17 protein-coding genes are annotated in these 15,568 nt (G+C 64.7%); 8 read left to right on the top strand and 9 right to left on the bottom strand.

Features of this window, described 5'->3' with window-relative positions; genetic code table 11:
- The first annotated feature begins 369 nt into the window (after positions 1-369).
- Positions 370-1,641, top strand: coding sequence for an MFS transporter (locus RHO23_RS12690; RefSeq protein WP_064409293.1), 1,272 nt, complete (start codon positions 370-372; stop codon positions 1,639-1,641).
- A 77-nt stretch (positions 1,642-1,718) separates the two neighbouring features.
- On the opposite strand, the gene RHO23_RS12695 is transcribed toward RHO23_RS12690, so the two are convergent.
- Positions 1,719-2,246, bottom strand: coding sequence for an NADPH-dependent FMN reductase (locus RHO23_RS12695; RefSeq protein ID WP_423489227.1), 528 nt, complete (start codon positions 2,244-2,246; stop codon positions 1,719-1,721).
- A gap of 131 nt (positions 2,247-2,377) precedes the next feature.
- Between RHO23_RS12695 and RHO23_RS12700 the strand changes: the two genes are divergently transcribed.
- Entirely contained in the window at positions 2,378-2,992 is a 615-nt protein-coding gene (locus tag RHO23_RS12700) for a TetR/AcrR family transcriptional regulator (protein ID WP_030097073.1), read from the top strand.
- Positions 2,993-3,014: 22 nt separating this feature from the next.
- Positions 3,015-3,836, top strand: a complete 822-nt coding sequence (nadE, locus tag RHO23_RS12705) for an ammonia-dependent NAD(+) synthetase (RefSeq protein WP_030097072.1) — start codon at positions 3,015-3,017, stop codon at positions 3,834-3,836.
- Here nadE and RHO23_RS12710 read toward each other — a convergent pair.
- A complete protein-coding gene (locus tag RHO23_RS12710) occupies positions 3,833-4,717 on the bottom strand; it encodes an SDR family oxidoreductase (RefSeq protein ID WP_064410394.1) in 885 nt (294 codons plus the stop codon). The genes nadE and RHO23_RS12710 overlap by 4 nt on opposite strands.
- Before the next feature lie 137 nt (positions 4,718-4,854).
- Between RHO23_RS12710 and RHO23_RS12715 the strand changes: the two genes are divergently transcribed.
- The gene (locus RHO23_RS12715) at positions 4,855-5,730 is read left to right on the top strand and encodes a DUF4349 domain-containing protein (RefSeq protein WP_423487841.1); all 876 of its coding nucleotides are present in this window, start codon (positions 4,855-4,857) and stop codon (positions 5,728-5,730) included.
- Here RHO23_RS12715 and RHO23_RS12720 read toward each other — a convergent pair.
- Complete coding sequence (locus RHO23_RS12720) at positions 5,701-6,324, bottom strand: TetR/AcrR family transcriptional regulator (RefSeq protein ID WP_030097069.1); 624 nt, start codon at positions 6,322-6,324, stop codon at positions 5,701-5,703. The two genes, RHO23_RS12715 and RHO23_RS12720, sit on opposite strands and share 30 nt — an antisense overlap.
- A 116-nt stretch (positions 6,325-6,440) precedes the next feature.
- Here RHO23_RS12720 and RHO23_RS12725 point away from each other — a divergent pair, with 116 nt between their 5' ends.
- The gene (locus RHO23_RS12725) at positions 6,441-7,919 is read left to right on the top strand and encodes a cytochrome P450 (RefSeq protein ID WP_423487842.1); all 1,479 of its coding nucleotides are present in this window, start codon (positions 6,441-6,443) and stop codon (positions 7,917-7,919) included.
- Positions 7,920-7,931: 12 nt separating this feature from the next.
- Here the strand turns inward: RHO23_RS12725 and RHO23_RS12730 are convergent, their stop codons facing one another.
- From RHO23_RS12730 to RHO23_RS12740, 3 genes are all read right to left on the bottom strand, one after another.
- Complete coding sequence (locus RHO23_RS12730; protein ID WP_423487843.1) at positions 7,932-8,390, bottom strand: hypothetical protein; 459 nt, start codon at positions 8,388-8,390, stop codon at positions 7,932-7,934.
- 155 nt (positions 8,391-8,545) lie between these two features.
- Complete coding sequence (locus RHO23_RS12735) at positions 8,546-9,547, bottom strand: CobW family GTP-binding protein (protein ID WP_423487844.1); 1,002 nt, start codon at positions 9,545-9,547, stop codon at positions 8,546-8,548.
- Between the two features lie 53 nt (positions 9,548-9,600).
- Complete coding sequence (locus tag RHO23_RS12740; RefSeq protein ID WP_423487845.1) at positions 9,601-10,350, bottom strand: SDR family oxidoreductase; 750 nt, start codon at positions 10,348-10,350, stop codon at positions 9,601-9,603.
- 242 nt (positions 10,351-10,592) lie between these two features.
- Here RHO23_RS12740 and RHO23_RS12745 point away from each other — a divergent pair, with 242 nt between their 5' ends.
- Complete coding sequence (locus RHO23_RS12745; RefSeq protein ID WP_423487846.1) at positions 10,593-11,255, top strand: NAD(P)H-binding protein; 663 nt, start codon at positions 10,593-10,595, stop codon at positions 11,253-11,255.
- Here the strand turns inward: RHO23_RS12745 and RHO23_RS12750 are convergent.
- Positions 11,252-12,268, bottom strand: a complete 1,017-nt coding sequence (locus RHO23_RS12750; RefSeq protein WP_423487847.1) for an LLM class flavin-dependent oxidoreductase — start codon at positions 12,266-12,268, stop codon at positions 11,252-11,254. The two genes, RHO23_RS12745 and RHO23_RS12750, sit on opposite strands and share 4 nt — an antisense overlap.
- A 74-nt stretch (positions 12,269-12,342) precedes the next feature.
- Here RHO23_RS12750 and RHO23_RS12755 point away from each other — a divergent pair, with 74 nt between their 5' ends.
- Positions 12,343-12,792 (top strand): SRPBCC family protein, encoded by a 450-nt coding sequence (locus tag RHO23_RS12755; protein ID WP_423487848.1) that lies wholly within the window; start codon positions 12,343-12,345, stop codon positions 12,790-12,792.
- Here RHO23_RS12755 and sigC read toward each other — a convergent pair.
- Positions 12,789-13,340: an RNA polymerase sigma factor SigC gene (gene sigC / locus RHO23_RS12760; protein ID WP_030097060.1), complete on the bottom strand. Its 552-nt coding sequence runs from the start codon at positions 13,338-13,340 to the stop codon at positions 12,789-12,791. The two genes, RHO23_RS12755 and sigC, sit on opposite strands and share 4 nt — an antisense overlap.
- A 76-nt stretch (positions 13,341-13,416) precedes the next feature.
- Between sigC and RHO23_RS12765 the strand changes: the two genes are divergently transcribed.
- On the top strand, positions 13,417-14,817 hold the full coding sequence (locus RHO23_RS12765; protein WP_070920713.1) for a PepSY-associated TM helix domain-containing protein: 1,401 nt from the start codon (positions 13,417-13,419) through the stop codon (positions 14,815-14,817).
- Here the strand turns inward: RHO23_RS12765 and RHO23_RS12770 are convergent.
- Positions 14,806-15,525, bottom strand: a complete 720-nt coding sequence (locus RHO23_RS12770) for a DUF2275 domain-containing protein (RefSeq protein ID WP_030097058.1) — start codon at positions 15,523-15,525, stop codon at positions 14,806-14,808. The two genes, RHO23_RS12765 and RHO23_RS12770, sit on opposite strands and share 12 nt — an antisense overlap.
- Between the last annotated feature and the right edge of the window lie 43 nt (positions 15,526-15,568).

A 15,568-nucleotide genomic window follows, 5' to 3' on the forward strand; every position in this document is an offset into this window, starting at 1 on the left:
TCCCTGGTCGTGAGACCTGACACCCCTGAAATTCCGGCGTGTCGTAACCAGGGCGTGTCCGGGCCCTCCGAGATGGCTGGAACATATGTGGTGTCTACCACCGGGCACCGACACCGGCTAGCAGATCGCCCACCGCCGGGCAAACCTTTTCGCCTGGCGAGTCTGTGGAAACTGTGAAGTTCTGTGGACGAATCTGGGGACAGATCGCGATCTAGCGCAAGAGTCCCACGTCGGCGGCGGCCCCGCCCGCAGAAGTGGTACCCCGGTACCCGGTCTGATCGGACACCGATATGTTCGCCGGACCGGAGCGTCCTCGGCCACGTTCCGCAGCTTCAGGACCTGGCGGGCACGCACCCTAAGCTGCCACGCATGGAACCGAGCCCCCGCAGAGTGTTCATGGCCAGCGCAGTCGGGTCGGCTATCGAGTTCTACGACTTCTATATCTACGGAACGGCGGCCGCGCTCGTCTTCCCCGCGGTCTTCTTCCCGAATCTCAGCCATTCTCTGGCGCTCTTCGCCTCCATCGCCACCTTCAGCACCGCGTTTCTGGCACGCCCCCTCGGTGCCGCGCTGTTCGGTCACTACGGAGACCGCTTCAGCCGCAAGGGCACCCTGGTGGTCACCCTGATCACCATGGGACTCGCCACCATGGCGGTAGGCCTGGTTCCCGGCGCCGCCTCGATAGGGGCCGCCGCACCCACGGCCATCGTTTTACTGCGCCTCGTGCAGGGCCTCGCGGTCGGCGGCGAATGGAGCGGGGCGGCACTGCTGTCCTCCGAATACTCGCCAAGCCGCGATCGTGGCCGCGCCGCGACCGCTGTGCCGATTGGCAGCTCAACAGGGCTATTGCTCAGCAGCCTGGTGTTCCTCGTCGTCAGTGTCACTGTCGGGGAAGACAGCCCCGCATTCCTGTCGTGGGGATGGCGCATACCCTTCATCGCCAGCGGGCTCCTGGTAGCGGTCGGCCTGTACATCCGGCTCCACGTCGCCGAGACACCCGAATTCGTGAACGCGAAGGCTCAAAACAAGCTGGTCAAATCACCTCTGCGGCATGTGCTTACGGAGAGCCCTCGCACGCTGGCGCTCACCTGCGGGACGATGCTGATCATTTTCACGCTGTCCTTCATGACCAACACCTACTTCCCTGGATTCGCCCGATCCGAGTTGCATTTCTCCCGCGCGGCCATCCTGACCGCGGGCGCGCTCGGGGCGGTGGTGCTCATGGTGTCCGCTGCGGTCGGCGGAATCCTCAGCGACCGATTTGGCCGGCGGCGGGTGATATTGACCGGCATGGGGCTGATACTTCCGTGGACGTTACTGGTCACTCCCCTGTTGAGCAGCGGACCGTTCTGGGCCTACCTCGCCGCGATGGCGATCACCTACGTGCTGTTCGGCCTCGCGTTCGGGCCGATGGCGAGCTTCCTTCCGGAGTCCTATCCCGTGGGCACCCGCTACAGCGGCACCGGGGTGGCGTTCAACGTGGCCGGCGTCTTCGGAGGCGCCATCCCGCCGTTGATCGCGGGCCCGCTGCAGAACGCTCTGGGCAACTGGGCTGTCGGGCTGATGCTGCTGGTGATTTGTGCGATCAGCGTCGCGTCCGTCTCCGCGATGAAAGAAACCTGGGCCGGATCCAGAAGCTAAATCGTCTACGGGCCGAAGACAAAGGCGGTCATGCCCGGCGCGGCGCCGGGCATGACCGCCAGTGATGCCTTTGCGAATTAATCGTTGACGGACGTCAATGCGTCCAGGGCCTTGGCCAGCTCGGCGACCGTCTCGGCGTGCTCCCGCGGATGCTTGCCGTCGAAGGCCGAGGACGGCACGGCCACCTTGATGTCGTCAAGGACATTGGCAGTCGCGATGGACGCCACCTTCCGGGTGTCGTCAATCGCCCAGATACCGCCGTACCTTCCGGCCGACGTTCCGATCACCACGGTGGGCTTGCCCTTGAACACGCTGCTGCCGAACGGACGGGACAGCCAGTCGAGCGCGTTCTTCAGCGCACTGGAGACGGTGCCGTTGTTCTCGGGGCTGACCAGCAGGACCGCATCGGCATCGGCCACGGCGGTGCGCAACGACTCCACGGATGCGGGCGGGTTGTCGCCGTCGATGTCCTCGTTGTAATGCGGCAGGTCGGCCAGGCCCTCGAAGATATTGACGCTCACACCGGCCGGCGCACTCTCAGCGGCGGCCTCGGCGAGCTGCCGATTGAGCGATGCCTTACGCAGGCTTCCGACGATTGCCAGCACGTTCTTCTCTGCCATGTTGCTCACCTTTCATCAGAGCGGCGCGTTTGTCGCACCTACATCCTGCTTCTCTGTCACCTTTTACAATACGGACCGTGGTCCGTTTGATTCCCAGCGGCTAGTATTAAGGCGTTATGCCTGGTCAAGAAATACCCCTGCTTTCTGTCGACCTTGCGCAGAATCCCACCCGGGAGCGTGCTGTCGCCACTCGCAACCGGGTTCGCCTGCTGGAAGCCGCACGTCAGATCCTGGACGAGGTCGGCCCGGAGAGCATGTCCATGGATGCCGTCGCCAACGCGGCGGGCGTCGGCAAGGGAACCCTCTTTCGCCGATTCGGCAGCCGCACCGGGCTGCTGCTGGCCCTGCTGGACCACGAAGAACACATCGAGCAGCAGGCTTTCATGTTCGGGCCGCCGCCGCTGGGACCGGATGCGCCCCCACTGACCCGGCTCATCGCATTCGGGCGCGCCCGACTCGCCTTCCTGGAACGGCACCTCGACCTCGCGCGCGCCACCACCGCCGACGCCGACGCCTGGCACAAAGCACCGCCGACCATGCTCGTCCGCACACATATCCGGTCACTGCTGGCCCAGCTCGAATGCACCGGCGATCTCGACGCACAGACCCACGCCCTGATGTCGATCATCGATCCCGGCTACGTGCACTTCGCCACCGTCTCCAACGGCCAGTCATTAGCTCAGCTCGGCGACGCGTGGCAGGACCTGGTGTGCAAGGTGTGCGCACGCTGATCCGGCGTTCTACAGTCGGGCAATGAGCACCCTTCGCGAAGAGATCCGGTCCGCCCTCGACGTCTCCCCCACGATCGATCCGGCTGCCGAGGTGTCGCGACGGGTTGGATTCCTCAAGGACTATCTAAGGGCCAGCGGGACAGCGGGATTCGTGCTCGGCATCTCCGGTGGACAGGACAGCGCCCTGACCGGGCGGCTGTGCCAGCTGGCGGCGCAGGAGTCACGACTGGAAGGGGTCCAGGCAGAGTTCATCGCCGTGCGCCTGCCCTACGGGGTGCAGGCCGACGAGCACGATGCCCAAGTGGCCCTGAGGTTTATCGACCCCGACCGCTCCATCGTCATCAACGTCAAGGACGCCTCCGACGCGGTTTCCAGTGCGGTCGCCGATGCTCTGGGCGAGACGCCCTCTGACTTCGTCCGCGGCAACATCAAGGCCCGCGAACGCATGGTCGCCCAGTACGCCGTCGCCGGTCAGCATCGGCACCTCGTGGTCGGTACCGATCACGCCGCCGAGGCGGTCACGGGGTTCTTCACCAAGTTCGGCGATGGCGGCGTCGATGTCACCCCGCTCACCGGACTCACCAAACGCCAAGGTGCGCAGATTCTTTCCCACCTCGGCGCGCCGGAAAGCATCTCCCACAAGGTGCCCACCGCCGATCTGGAAGATGACCGGCCCGCACTGCCCGACGAGGTCGCGCTCGGCGTCACCTACGCGCAGATCGACGACTACCTGGAAGGCAAGGCGGTCACCGTCGAGGCCGCCGACCGCATCGAGCGCTGGTACCTGCAGACCCGGCACAAGCGCACCGTCCCGGTCACCCCGTTCGACGGCTGGTGGCGTTAGGAATCTGACGGCGGCTGATTCGATCCCGCCTTCTGCAGTCCGGGCCGCAGCGCGTTCGTGAAGGCGAGATTCACGAGCCGCATCGCAACGCTGTAGGGCCACCACAACGTGCGCTTGAACAGATACAGCGCCCGGATATCGATCCCGGTGTAGACGAGATAGCGGTTGCGGCGGACACCCTGCAGAATCCGTTCGGCCACCTTCTCCGGGGAGGTCGCATGCCCCACAAATCGGTTCACCCATTTACTGACGTCGGGGTTGTCACGGTCCACTCCCGCGATGTCGACGGTGCGCACCAACGGGGTGTTGACCGCCCCAGGGACAACCACCGTGACGCCGATCTTGTACCGAGCCAGATCGAAGCGCAGCACCTCCGAGACGCCCCGCAGTCCGTACTTGCTGGCGCTGTAGGCGGCATGCCATGGCAGGGCCACCAGCCCGGCCGCCGACGACACATTCACAATCTGGCCGCCGTTACGGGCCTTGATCATCGCGGGAACGAAGCTTTCGATGACGTGGATGGGCCCCATCAGGTTGATATCGACCACCGAACGCCACTGCTGATGCGACAGCCGGTCCACCGATCCCCACACCGAAATGCCCGCGATGTTGAGTAGGACATCCATGCTCGGGTGGGTCGCCAGGATGTCGGCGGCGAAGGCGGACACCGCGTCGTAGTCGGAGATATCGAGCGCCCGGTAGGCGCTGACCTTCCCTCCGGCGGCCTTGATCTCCGCGACGACGGACTCCAGCCCGTCGGCGGCGCGATCGGTCAAAAACAGCTCGGCGCCCTCGCGCCCCAGACGCAGCGCAGTGGCCCGTCCGATCCCGCTGGCGGCCCCGGTGACGAAGCATCGCTTACCGGTGAATTCGTATGCCATCACTGAACCGTACCGGCCATCGATCTTGAATTTCTGCGCGGTCCAATAGCAAACGGTACCTTCGGAATATGACGATTGATGACACGCAATCTCGCCGTAGTTGGTTACCTTGGGCAACTACAATTGCAGTAGTGCTGATGGCTACGACGGCCTGTGCGGGAGGCTCGCACCCCCGGTCTGAGGCGCCCCAGGAAGGCGGTTACCCCGCCACCGCAGCTCCCACCTACACACAGCTTCCGGCGGCCCCGCTTCGCGACTCGATGCAACAGGCCCCGCAGCACGGACCGCCGATCGAGGCCAAGCGCGACATCGTCAAGACCGGGACGATGACCATCACCGTCTCCAGCCCGTCCGAGGCCGCCGACAAAGCGGCCGGCCTCGCCGAATCGGCCAACGGCCGGGTGGAGAGCCGTTCGGAAGACGCAGGATCAGGATCGGCTCGCGCGCACACCTCGATCGTCCTGCGAATCCCCGCCGCCAAGCTCGACGGCGTTCTTCGTGAACTCAAGGAGCTGGGCAAGGTCAAGTCCGCCGACACCAAGAGCGATGACGTGACCGCCCAGCGAGTGGACCTGGATGCCAGAATCGCCGCCCTGCAGACCTCCGTCGACAGGCTGCTGGTCATCATGCGGGACTCCAAGGACACCGAGGCTCTGATCCAGGCCGAGACCGAGTTGTCCAAGCGTCAGGCGGACCTCGACAGCCTGCGCGCGCAGCGCAATCAACTCGGGGAACAGGTCGCCTACAGCTCGGTCACCGTGACATTCCTGGCCGAAGAAGTCGGCCTCCCGCCCACCCCACCCAAGTACCAGGGATTCTTCGGGCAGATCGAGCGCGGCTGGGACGGACTCGTGTCGGCGGGCAACAGCGTGCTGCTGCTCTTCGGACTGCTCCTGCCCTGGCTCGGTGCGCTTACCGTTCTGGGCGCGATCGGCTACGGCGTTCGCCGCACGGTACTGCAGCGCCGATCAGAGACGGCGCAGTCAGCGCCCCAAAAGGCTGACACGCCATAGGGTCTCGATGACCCCGAGCGCCCGTGCGGGGTCCACGTTGCGGCCGACAAACGAACTGTCACCCGACACGGTCGACGCGGTCAGCGCTACCAGTGATCGCACCAACGCGGGCAGGTCATCCGAGATTGGCTGGGCACCACGCTCATTCACCTCGATCTCGGCGATCTTGATGATCTTCTCGATGACGACATCGGTGAGGTCGTCGAGCAGACCCGCGATCGTCGGATCGGTGATCCGTGCCTCCTGGCACGCCTTCATCAACGGGTCGTTGTGCGCGAAAGACGCGGCGGCACTGCCCACCATGCGGTTGGCGAACTGTTCGGGCGTCTCTTTCTCACCACGCGGCGCGAAGTAGTCGGTGAGCTCGTCAAGTTCGGCGAACGCGTCGCCCACCATCTGCGCCAGCACCGAGTACTTGCTGTCGAAGTAGAAATAGAACCCCGACCTGCCGACGCCCGCCCGCTCGCTGATGGCGCTGACCGAGAGGTCGGCAAAGCTGTGGTTTTCCGCGATGAGCTCGGCGACAGCCGTCATGATCGCGTCCCGCTGGCGATCGCCACGGGTCTGCGTGCCACTGCGCGCTGGACTGACCACCTGCACAGTTTGCACTGAAATACCGTATGAACAGAACTTGACACCCGTCAAGTCCTGTGGCGAAGATGATCTAGAGCACACCGATGTGCTCGTCGCGAGCGAAGGAGCCACGCCCCATGGCGACGATCAGCAGCACCGATTACCTCATCGACCAGGCCAAACGACGTCTTCCCACCATGAACACCCTTCCGGGGATGGCATACGTCGAGAATTACCTCAACAATCGCGACTGGCCACTGAGCGAGCTGGCTCCGCCGCCACCCGGAAGCGGTCTGAAGCCGGTGATGGGCGACCAGGGCTTGCCGATGCTCGGGCACATGATCGAGATGTTCCGCGGCGGCATCGACTGGGTACTCAACATGTACCAGGAGCGTGGCCCCGTCAGCTGGTCACAGACACCCATCGGCAAGATCGTCGCAGCGCTGGGACCCGACGCCACCCAGGCGGTGTTCAGCAACGCGAACAAAGACTTCTCCCAACAGGGCTGGGTTCCGGTCATCGGACCGTTCTTCAGCCGCGGGCTGATGCTGCTGGACTTCCAGGAGCATCGCGAACACCGGCTGATCATGCAGCAGGCATTCCTGCGCAGCCGCCTGGCCGGCTATGTGGAACAGATCGACTCGGTCGCGAACGAGATCGTCGCCCAATGGCCAACCAACGACAGCAGATTCCTGTTCTACCCGGCCATCAAGGAACTCACCCTCGACGTCGCGTCGGTGGTATTCATGGGCAACGAGCCACATTCACAACACGAGCGGCTCGAGAAGGTCAACAAGGCGTTCGTGGCGACCACCCGCGCCGGCGGCGCCATCTTCCGCTTCGGTCTGCCCCCGTTCAAATGGTGGCAGGGCTTGCAGGGGCGAAAGCTGCTCGAGGAGTACTTTGCCGAGCGGGTCAGCATTGCGCGCCAAAAAGACTCGGGCGCAGACATGTTGACGGCGCTGTGCCACGCCGAGACCGACGAGGGCGATGCCTTCACGGACACCGACATCGTCAACCACATGATCTTCCTGATGATGGCCGCGCACGACACCACGACGTCGACCACCACCACCATGGCTTATTACCTGGCCGCGAATCCCGAATGGCAAGAACGGGTTCGGGAAGAGTCGGACCGTCTCGGCGACGGACCGCTGGACATCGACTCGCTGGAGAAGCTAGAAAGCCTCGACCTGGTGATGAACGAGGCGCTGCGCCTTGTGACACCGCTGCCGTTCAACATCCGCTCGGCAGTGCGCGATACCGACCTACTCGGGTTCCACATCCCGGCCGGAACCATGATCAACATCTGGCCAGGCATGAACCACCGGCTCCCCGAGCTGTGGACCGATCCGGACACGTTCGACCCCGACCGTTTCGCCGAACCGCGCAACGAGCACAAACGGCACCGGTACGCGTTCTCACCGTTCGGCGGGGGTGCGCACAAGTGCATCGGCATGGTGTTCGGTCAGCTGGAGATCAAGGCCGTCATGCACCGGCTGTTGCGCCGGTACCGGTTTGAGCTGGCCCACCCCAACTACGAGGCCAAATGGGACTACGCCGGTATGCCGCTGCCAATCGACGGCATGCCCATCGTCCTGCGGCCCTTGCACTGACCCGAAGGGGCGTCAGCAGGCCAGACGATTGGCACATGCGGTGACCGCCCTGAGCGATGACGCGATGGCATCATGCGCGCGTCCCATCGCCCAGGCGGTGCTAGCGCCGTTGGTGCCGTGCACAAAGGTGAAGGTCTGATCGCCGCCCCGCAGCTGGTGAAAGCTGAGCGTCTCCATCTGTATCCCGCGTTCGGACAGCATGGCGGTCAGCGCCGCCATGGGCCCGCACGCGGCGGCCGTCGACGATTCGATGCGCTCGCCTATCGCGAGTGTCGCCTGATAGATGCCGTCGGCTTCCGACCACTGGCCGAGCCGCAGTGAGCCGCCGCTGCGCTCATAGGTCTGACAGAACAAGGCCCAGGACATCTCACCGGCCTCTTCACGCAGACCGCGCGGGAGTGGGACGCCGAAGCGATCCGTGAACGGATCACGAGCCGTTGACGGATCGGAAATTGTTGTTGAGGAGTGCATGTGTCCGGTCTTTCATCCGAAAGGGAAAGTGACCGACAGGTAGTAGCTTCGACCCACAGCGAGGGGTCGGTCTGGATCAGACCCCGCTGCGGGTTACTACTACGAGTTGACCGGAGAAGTACAGCACGAGAAGCAACAGTAGACGCGGCGTCTGATTAGCGCAAATACTTTCCCAGGACCAGCATCGACCGTTCCGGATCGGGATCGGGCGGATCGTCGACGAGGGCGTGCAGGCGTTCGGTGATGGTGTCACCGTCGAGGTGCGTGCCGATGAGCACCAGACTCGCTCCCGACGAAAAATCCGTGCGTTTGGGCGCCTTCGTCATTTTCTCGATGCTGATGTGATCCCCCACGGTGTGCACGGCGAGCGTCCTGTCACCGAGCCGCACCACCCCTTTGATGCGGTACACACCGGCGGGCTGACTGTCGAGAAACTCGATGAGCCGCCGCGGATGCAAAGACTGCTCGGTGGCGAACTCCACCGTCTCGTAGTGATGGTGGGCGTGCTCGTCATGGCAGTGGTCCTCGCGAATGAGGTCCTCTAGCGAGAGCTGACCGATCGGCTCCGGGCGGTCCTTCTTGTCGAACAGCAGCCGGGGATCGACGTCCGCGCCGGTGGTCTCCACGATCGACGCGCGCAGGTTACGTTCCTTGACGACGGCACGCAGGTGGGTGCGCTCTGCGGCGTCGGCCAGGTCAATCTTGTTGAGGACCACCAGATCCGCCAGCGACAGGTGCTGCACGATCTCCGGGTGCCGGGCCGCGACATCCTCGTATTGAGCAGTGTCGACGACGGTGACGAGTCCCCCATAGCCGATCCGGTGGTCGTCGGCCGCCGCCGCGAGCACCATGCGCACCAGGGGCAACGGTTCGGCCAGTCCGCTCGCCTCGATGACGATGGCGTCAATATCGCGGCCGGCGAGAGTGGTCAACATGCCGCCCAACTCGTCATCGTCAGCGGCACAGCACAGACATCCGTTGGACATCGTCATGGTGGAGTCGACCTGACCAGCGACCAGCATGGCGTCGATGTTGATGGCACCGAAGTCGTTGACCACCACACCGATTCGCACACCCAACGTGTTGCGCAACAGGTTGTTCAGCAGCGTGGTCTTACCGGCACCCAGAAATCCGGAGACGATGGTGACCGGGATCAAGCTGCGTTCTCGACACTTCTCCGCACGCCATCAGTGTAGGCAAGGCAGGGCGGCTAGTTAATGGTGGAGATGATGCCGCCGTTGACGAATATGGTCTGGGCGGTCGTCCATCCCGATTCCGGAAGAACCAGCAGCCTGGCCACGGGCAGAATGTCATCGCCCTTCCCGATCTGCCCGTTGATGCTCATCGACTCCAGCCAGGCGATGTTGTCGTCGGATTCGGCCGGATAGAAGAAGCTCGTCTGCAGCGGTCCGGGCGCTATGCAGTTGACCGTTATCCCCCGCCCACCGACCTCCTTCGCCAGCGCCTTGGTGAAGTGCTCGACAGGGGCCTTGGATCCGGCGTAGGCGCTGTACGTTGGCGCAAGTGCCCCGACCATGGTGGTGACAAAGCTCAGAATCCGGCCATCATCGGCCAGCCGGCGCGCCGCCTCTCGCATCATGAAGAACACCGTCTTGGCGTTGGCGTTGAAAACGCCGTCATATTCGTCTTCGGTGATATCCGCCAAGGGTTTCCGCACGATCATCCCGGCGGTGTTAATCAGAATGTCCCACCGGCCGAATGCCTCAAACGCAGTGTCGGCAAGCTTGGTGCAGTTCTCTGGAATCGCGAGGTCGGCCTGGAAGCTGACGGCCTCGCCTCCGGTCTCCCGGATCTGCCGCACGACCTGCGCGGCCTGCTCCGCCTTGTGGTCGCTGCGATAGTGCACCACGATCCGGGCTCCGTCATGCGCCAGCGTCTGCGCAAGTGCCGCACCCATATTCGCTGACGCGCCGGTGATCACCGCGACCTTTCCAGCCAACGGCCGCTACTGCGGCCGATACGGCTGAACCGGATCGATTGTCCCCGGGGTGTCGACCATATCCGCTCCTCGATAGAAGTCAGCCGGTGCTGTTCGGCAAGCCCCAACGCTACGAGGTCGGCCCAGCTACGGCCAACAAAAGATTATTGACAGCTAACAAGCACACCTTGTGAAACACCCGTGCCCGGGAATGCTCCCACTACCGTCGGGGTTATCGGTCAGGGACTTAGGAGAGGAACATCATGCCGCAGAAGGTCGTCATCGCCGGTGGCCACGGACAGATCGCCGCGCACCTGATCCGTTTGCTCGCGGAGCGCGGTGACACCGCTGTCGCACTGATCCGCAATCCCGACCATGCCGCCGATATCCGGGCCTGGGGTGGGGATCCGCTGCTCCTCGACCTGGAATCGGCCGATGTGAGTACAGTCGCCGATGCGCTGGCAGGAGCGGACGCCGCCGTCTTCGCCGCCGGAGCCGGACCGGGCAGCGGGGCGGCACGCAAGGACACCGTGGACCGTGCCGCCGCCGTGCTGCTCGCCGATGCCGCGGAGCGCGCGCAGGTACGCCGCTTCATTCAGATCAGCGCTTTCGGCGCTGGCGGACCCGCCCCCACCGAGGGTGACGAGTCATGGATCGCCTACGTGATCGCGAAGACGGCCGCCGAGAAGGACCTGCGCGCTCGCAACGCCCTGGACTGGACCATCCTGCGCCCCGGTCTGCTCACCGATGAGAGGCCCACCGGCTCAGTTACGTTGTCGACCAGCACGATCGAGCGCGGATCCGTTCCCCGTGCCGATGTCGCGGCCGTGGTCGCCGAACTGCTTACCGCGCCGAACACGGTGCACGACATCCTCTTCCTCACCGGGGGTGCTTCCCCGATCACCAGCGCGATAGCGGCGCTCTAGAGCAGAGCCAAGAGGCGATCGAGCGCCCGCAGCTGCTCGTCGAATGGCGTGTCGAGCTTGACCAGCAGAGTCGAGATGCCCGCGGCACGATAGCGTTCCAGCCGCTCACGGATCATCTCGTCGGTGCCCACGAGATTGGTGAGGCGACCCAGATCGTCGGGGACGGCGTCGCGGGCTGCATCGCGATCGCCCGCGCGCCACAGTGCTTCGACCGCGCGAACTCCCTCTCCGTATCCGAGCCGGGTGAATGCCTCGTTGTAGAAGTTTCGGCCGGAGGCCCCCATGGCGCCGATGGTGAATGCGTATCCGGCGGCGTGACGCCTGACCGCTGCGGCAGCATCGGTTGCGTTATCAGCGAATTCAAGAGCGACCGGCGCCACCAGATCGATATCGCCCAGCAGCCGCCCAGCAGACACCGCCGCGTCACGAATGGGGCCGAGAAACACCTCGGCGAGTTCCGGGATGAAGGAGTTACCGAGCCAGCCGTCGGCAAGTTCACCGGTGAGCGCCAGGTTGGCCGGACCCATGGCCGCGACATACACGGGCACATTCTGCGGTGCCACCAAGGGCCGCAAGGGTTTTCCAGCGCTCCCCGGCAACGGCAGCGTGTACACCTGTCCCTCGTACTGAAGGCGCTCCCCCCGTGCCACCATCCGGACGATGTCGATGGTCTCCCGGGTGGTCTGGACCGGCTTGGCGAAGCGCACACCGTGCCAGCCCTCCATCACCTGCGGTCCGGAGGCTCCCACGCCCAGAAGGAAGCGCCCACCGGAAAGCTGTTGAATGCTCAGCGCCGAGGTCGCCAGCATCGCCGGTGAGCGCGACCCGAGCTGAACCACGAAGGTGCCCAGCCCAATGGTCTCGGTGCGGGCCGCCAGGTAGGCAAGCCCCGTCAGGGCGTCATATCCCCACACCTCGGGCACCCACAGCGAGGCGACACCCAACCGCTCCGCACTCCGGGCAAAGTCGGCGGCGCCCGGCAGTCGCGGCTCGATCGTCACACCAATACGCATCCGGTCCTCCATCACATAAGTAAGATCAGCCTATGCGATACCGGGACTGCCCCACTATCGAAGTGTCACAACGGATGTCGGGGACCGTAGCGGAGGCATGGGCCCTCGTCACCGATATCGCCTTCCCCACCTACTGCACGGGCGAGCTCATCAATGTCCAGTGGCTCGACGATGCCGACGGGGTTGCGGTCGGTGCACGGTTCAAGGGCACCAACGGCGGAGACGGCAGCCAATGGGAAACCATTTCGGTGATCACCGAAGTCGAGCCCGAGTCCCGCTGGGTGTGGAACGTGCTCTCCGAGGGTGGCACGTATGCGGCGAGTTGGGGTTTCGAGGTCGAGCCGGCAAGCGACGGAATCATCGTCCGGCAGTGGGGACGCCTCGGCCCAGGCCCTTCGGGACTGACGCCCGCCATCGAGGCGATGCCCAACAAGGAGGCACGCATCGTGTCACGCCGCCTGCAGGACTGGCGGGTGGGAATGGAGGCCAACCTCCAGGAGATCGCCAAACGCTTGTCGCGTTAGCCCGTCATATCGTCGGGCTCTGCCCAGCCGATCAGCTCATCACGGGCACGGGCCACACGGGAGCGGATGGTGCCGATCGCACAGCCGCACACGTCGGCGGTTTCGGCATAGGACAGACCGACGACCTGAGTCAGCACCAATGCTTCGCGTCGGTCATCGTCGAGCGCGGCCAGAAGTGCCTTGAGCTCCACCAACTCCTCGAACCGGTGCGTCGGGCGGCGCAGCGAGGCCTCTTCCAGATCAGCTCCATGCGCAATGCGCGGCCGTGACTTCAGGTGGCGAATATGGTCGGCGACCACCCGGCGTGCGATCGACAGCAGCCAGGTGCGCACTGTCGAGCGTCCGGCGAAGCGCGGGAGGGCGCCGAGTGCCCTCAGGTACGTCTCCTGCGTCAGATCGTCCGCGACACCGGTATCGGCCAGGTAAGCGACGAATCGCCATACATCGGCCTGAGTCGCTTTGACCAGAGATTCGAGCGCGGATTGGTCGCCACGACCGGCGGACAGCGCAAGTTCAAGCAGCTGATCGTCGTCGGTGCCGGTGGCCACGAGTCCTACTCTATGTCGTAGACGTTCCGAGGTGAACAGCGGGAACTCTTTAACCGGTTCATCCGACCAATATCCCGTGACATATACCGAGGATCGGCCCGAGGCCCGCGAGTCCCAGCCCGACACCGCGTGGGGACGATTCGCACCGATCGTACTGCGTCTGCACTTCTATGCGGGGCTCCTCGTTGGGCCATTCCTTCTGGTCGCAGCGCTCACCGGGCTCGCCTATGCGCTGGTGGGGCAGGTCGACGCCGCCGTGTACCGCCATGAACTCACAGTCGATTCGGTGGGATCCCAGCAGCTGCCACTATCACAACAGGTGGCGGCGGCCACCGCGACACAACCGGCAGGGACGGTGACGTCCATCCGCCCGCCCGCACGCCCCGATGACTCCACGCGGATCGTTTTCGCCACCGAGGACGTGCCTGCCGACTATTCACGCACCGTGTTCGTCGACCCGTACAACGGCGAGATCCGGGGAACGTTGACCACCTATGGCGAGTGGCTGCCGGTGCGTGCCTGGTTCGACGAACTTCACCGGAATCTGCACCTGGGCGCGTTCGGACGCAACTACAGCGAGCTCGCCGCCAGCTGGTTGTGGGTGGTGGCTCTCGGCGGCCTGTTCCTGTGGATCGGCTACCGCCGCCGCACCGCACGGCTGAGCAGGATCGCACTCCCCGACCGCGATGCGACCCCACGCCGACGCAGATTGACCTGGCACGGCGCCGTGGGAGTCTGGATAATCGTTGGGCTGCTGGCGCTTTCGGTAACGGGGCTCACCTGGTCGCGGTATGCCGGCACCAATATCGGCAACATCACCCAGGCCATCCGGCCGGCGCTGTCCACCGAACTCGATCCGGCGGCCGCCAAGCCCATGACCGGGCATGAACATCATGGCGCCGCCCCGATGCCGACAGGAGAGCCGCTGGCGGGCATAGACAAGGTGCTGCAGACGGTGCACGAGGCCGGGCTGCGTGGCCCGCTGTGGATGACACCACCGCCGGAGCCCAATACGGCCTGGCTGGTGGCCGAGCGCAAGCGAGATCTCCCCACGCAGCTGGACACCATCACGGTGAACCCATCGAACGGACAGATCACCGGGCGCAGTAACTTCGCCGACTGGTCACTGCTGCAGAAATCGACCGAATGGGCGATCGACGGCCATATGGGCATCCTGTTCGGCATCCCGAATCAGATCCTCGTGGCGCTCATCGTCATTGGGCTGATCACCGTCATAACCCGCGGCTACCTGATGTGGTGGCGCCGACGCCCGACCAGGAGCGGGCGCCTGCCGGTGCCGCCGAAGCGGGGAGGCCTGCTCGCGCTCAAGCCCCTGGAGCTGGTGGCCCTTGCCCTACTGGTCATCGCGATCGGTTGGTTCACACCGCTGCTGGGAATCTCGCTGGCGGCATTCCTCGCCATCGACCTAGTGTGGGGATTTGTGGCCGGCCGTCGCGCCGGAGCCTCAGGCAGCTGAGTTGTCGGCGGAGCGCAGATGCCGCTCCCCGGCTGCCACTTCATCCAGGAACACCGCACGATGCTGGTTGGGCGGTGTACGCCCCGCGCGGTAGTCGCGCAGGACCAGCAGCGCGAAGATCAATCCGAGTAGCACCGGCGAGTGACTGATGATGCGGGCCAGGGTGACCTGGTCGTTGACGGCGTCATTGATGACGTATCCGGTAAGTACGAGCGCGAATGCTCCCAGCACCGTTGCCATTCCGGCCGCGGCGGCCGGACGGACACCGGCGATCACCATGGCCACACCGAGCGCCACCACCCAGGCGGTGGATTCGTTCATGAGGTGTGCTCCGGTCATCGCACCGTGGTGATGCGAAGACACCATCCCGAAGTCGATTCCGGCGACCTGCATACCGGCCACTCCCAGTTGGAGCAGCCCGATGAGCACCAAAGCGCACCGGTTGATGTTGTGACGGGCCCAGTGCGCGTAACGGGCCGTGCGGGTCAGGGGTTCGACAGCAGCGGCAGCCAGGATCTGCCCGGTCAGGTCGTGGGTCGGAGCCGAACGCGCGTAGGCGAACTGACGTTCCAGCCCGCGCGCCAGCCCTAGCCATTCCCGGCAGGACGCGCAGGAGAGCACATGCTCATCCAGACGCTTGCGCGCAACGCTTGCCTGCTCACCGTCGACCCACGCCGACAGCTGCTCGCGCACTTCCTGACAGTTCACCCCTCCATCGTCGCCTATCGCGTGACGTTGGGTGTAAAGACCC

The organism is Mycobacteroides sp. PCS013 (assembly GCF_049532645.1).
In the GTDB taxonomy this organism is placed as follows: domain Bacteria; phylum Actinomycetota; class Actinomycetes; order Mycobacteriales; family Mycobacteriaceae; genus Mycobacterium; species Mycobacterium gwanakae.

Coding starts and splice junctions, on each gene's coding strand:
- RHO23_RS12690 (WP_064409293.1), top strand. CDS start 370: ATGGAACCGAGCCCCCGCAGAGTGTTCATGGCCAGCGCAGTCGGGTCG.
- RHO23_RS12700 (WP_030097073.1), top strand. CDS start 2,378: ATGCCTGGTCAAGAAATACCCCTGCTTTCTGTCGACCTTGCGCAGAAT.
- nadE (WP_030097072.1), top strand. CDS start 3,015: ATGAGCACCCTTCGCGAAGAGATCCGGTCCGCCCTCGACGTCTCCCCC.
- RHO23_RS12710 (WP_064410394.1), bottom strand. CDS start 4,717: ATGGCATACGAATTCACCGGTAAGCGATGCTTCGTCACCGGGGCCGCC.
- RHO23_RS12715 (WP_423487841.1), top strand. CDS start 4,855: ATGGCTACGACGGCCTGTGCGGGAGGCTCGCACCCCCGGTCTGAGGCG.
- RHO23_RS12725 (WP_423487842.1), top strand. CDS start 6,441: ATGGCGACGATCAGCAGCACCGATTACCTCATCGACCAGGCCAAACGA.
- RHO23_RS12730 (WP_423487843.1), bottom strand. CDS start 8,390: ATGCACTCCTCAACAACAATTTCCGATCCGTCAACGGCTCGTGATCCG.
- RHO23_RS12745 (WP_423487846.1), top strand. CDS start 10,593: ATGCCGCAGAAGGTCGTCATCGCCGGTGGCCACGGACAGATCGCCGCG.
- RHO23_RS12750 (WP_423487847.1), bottom strand. CDS start 12,268: ATGCGTATTGGTGTGACGATCGAGCCGCGACTGCCGGGCGCCGCCGAC.
- RHO23_RS12755 (WP_423487848.1), top strand. CDS start 12,343: ATGTCGGGGACCGTAGCGGAGGCATGGGCCCTCGTCACCGATATCGCC.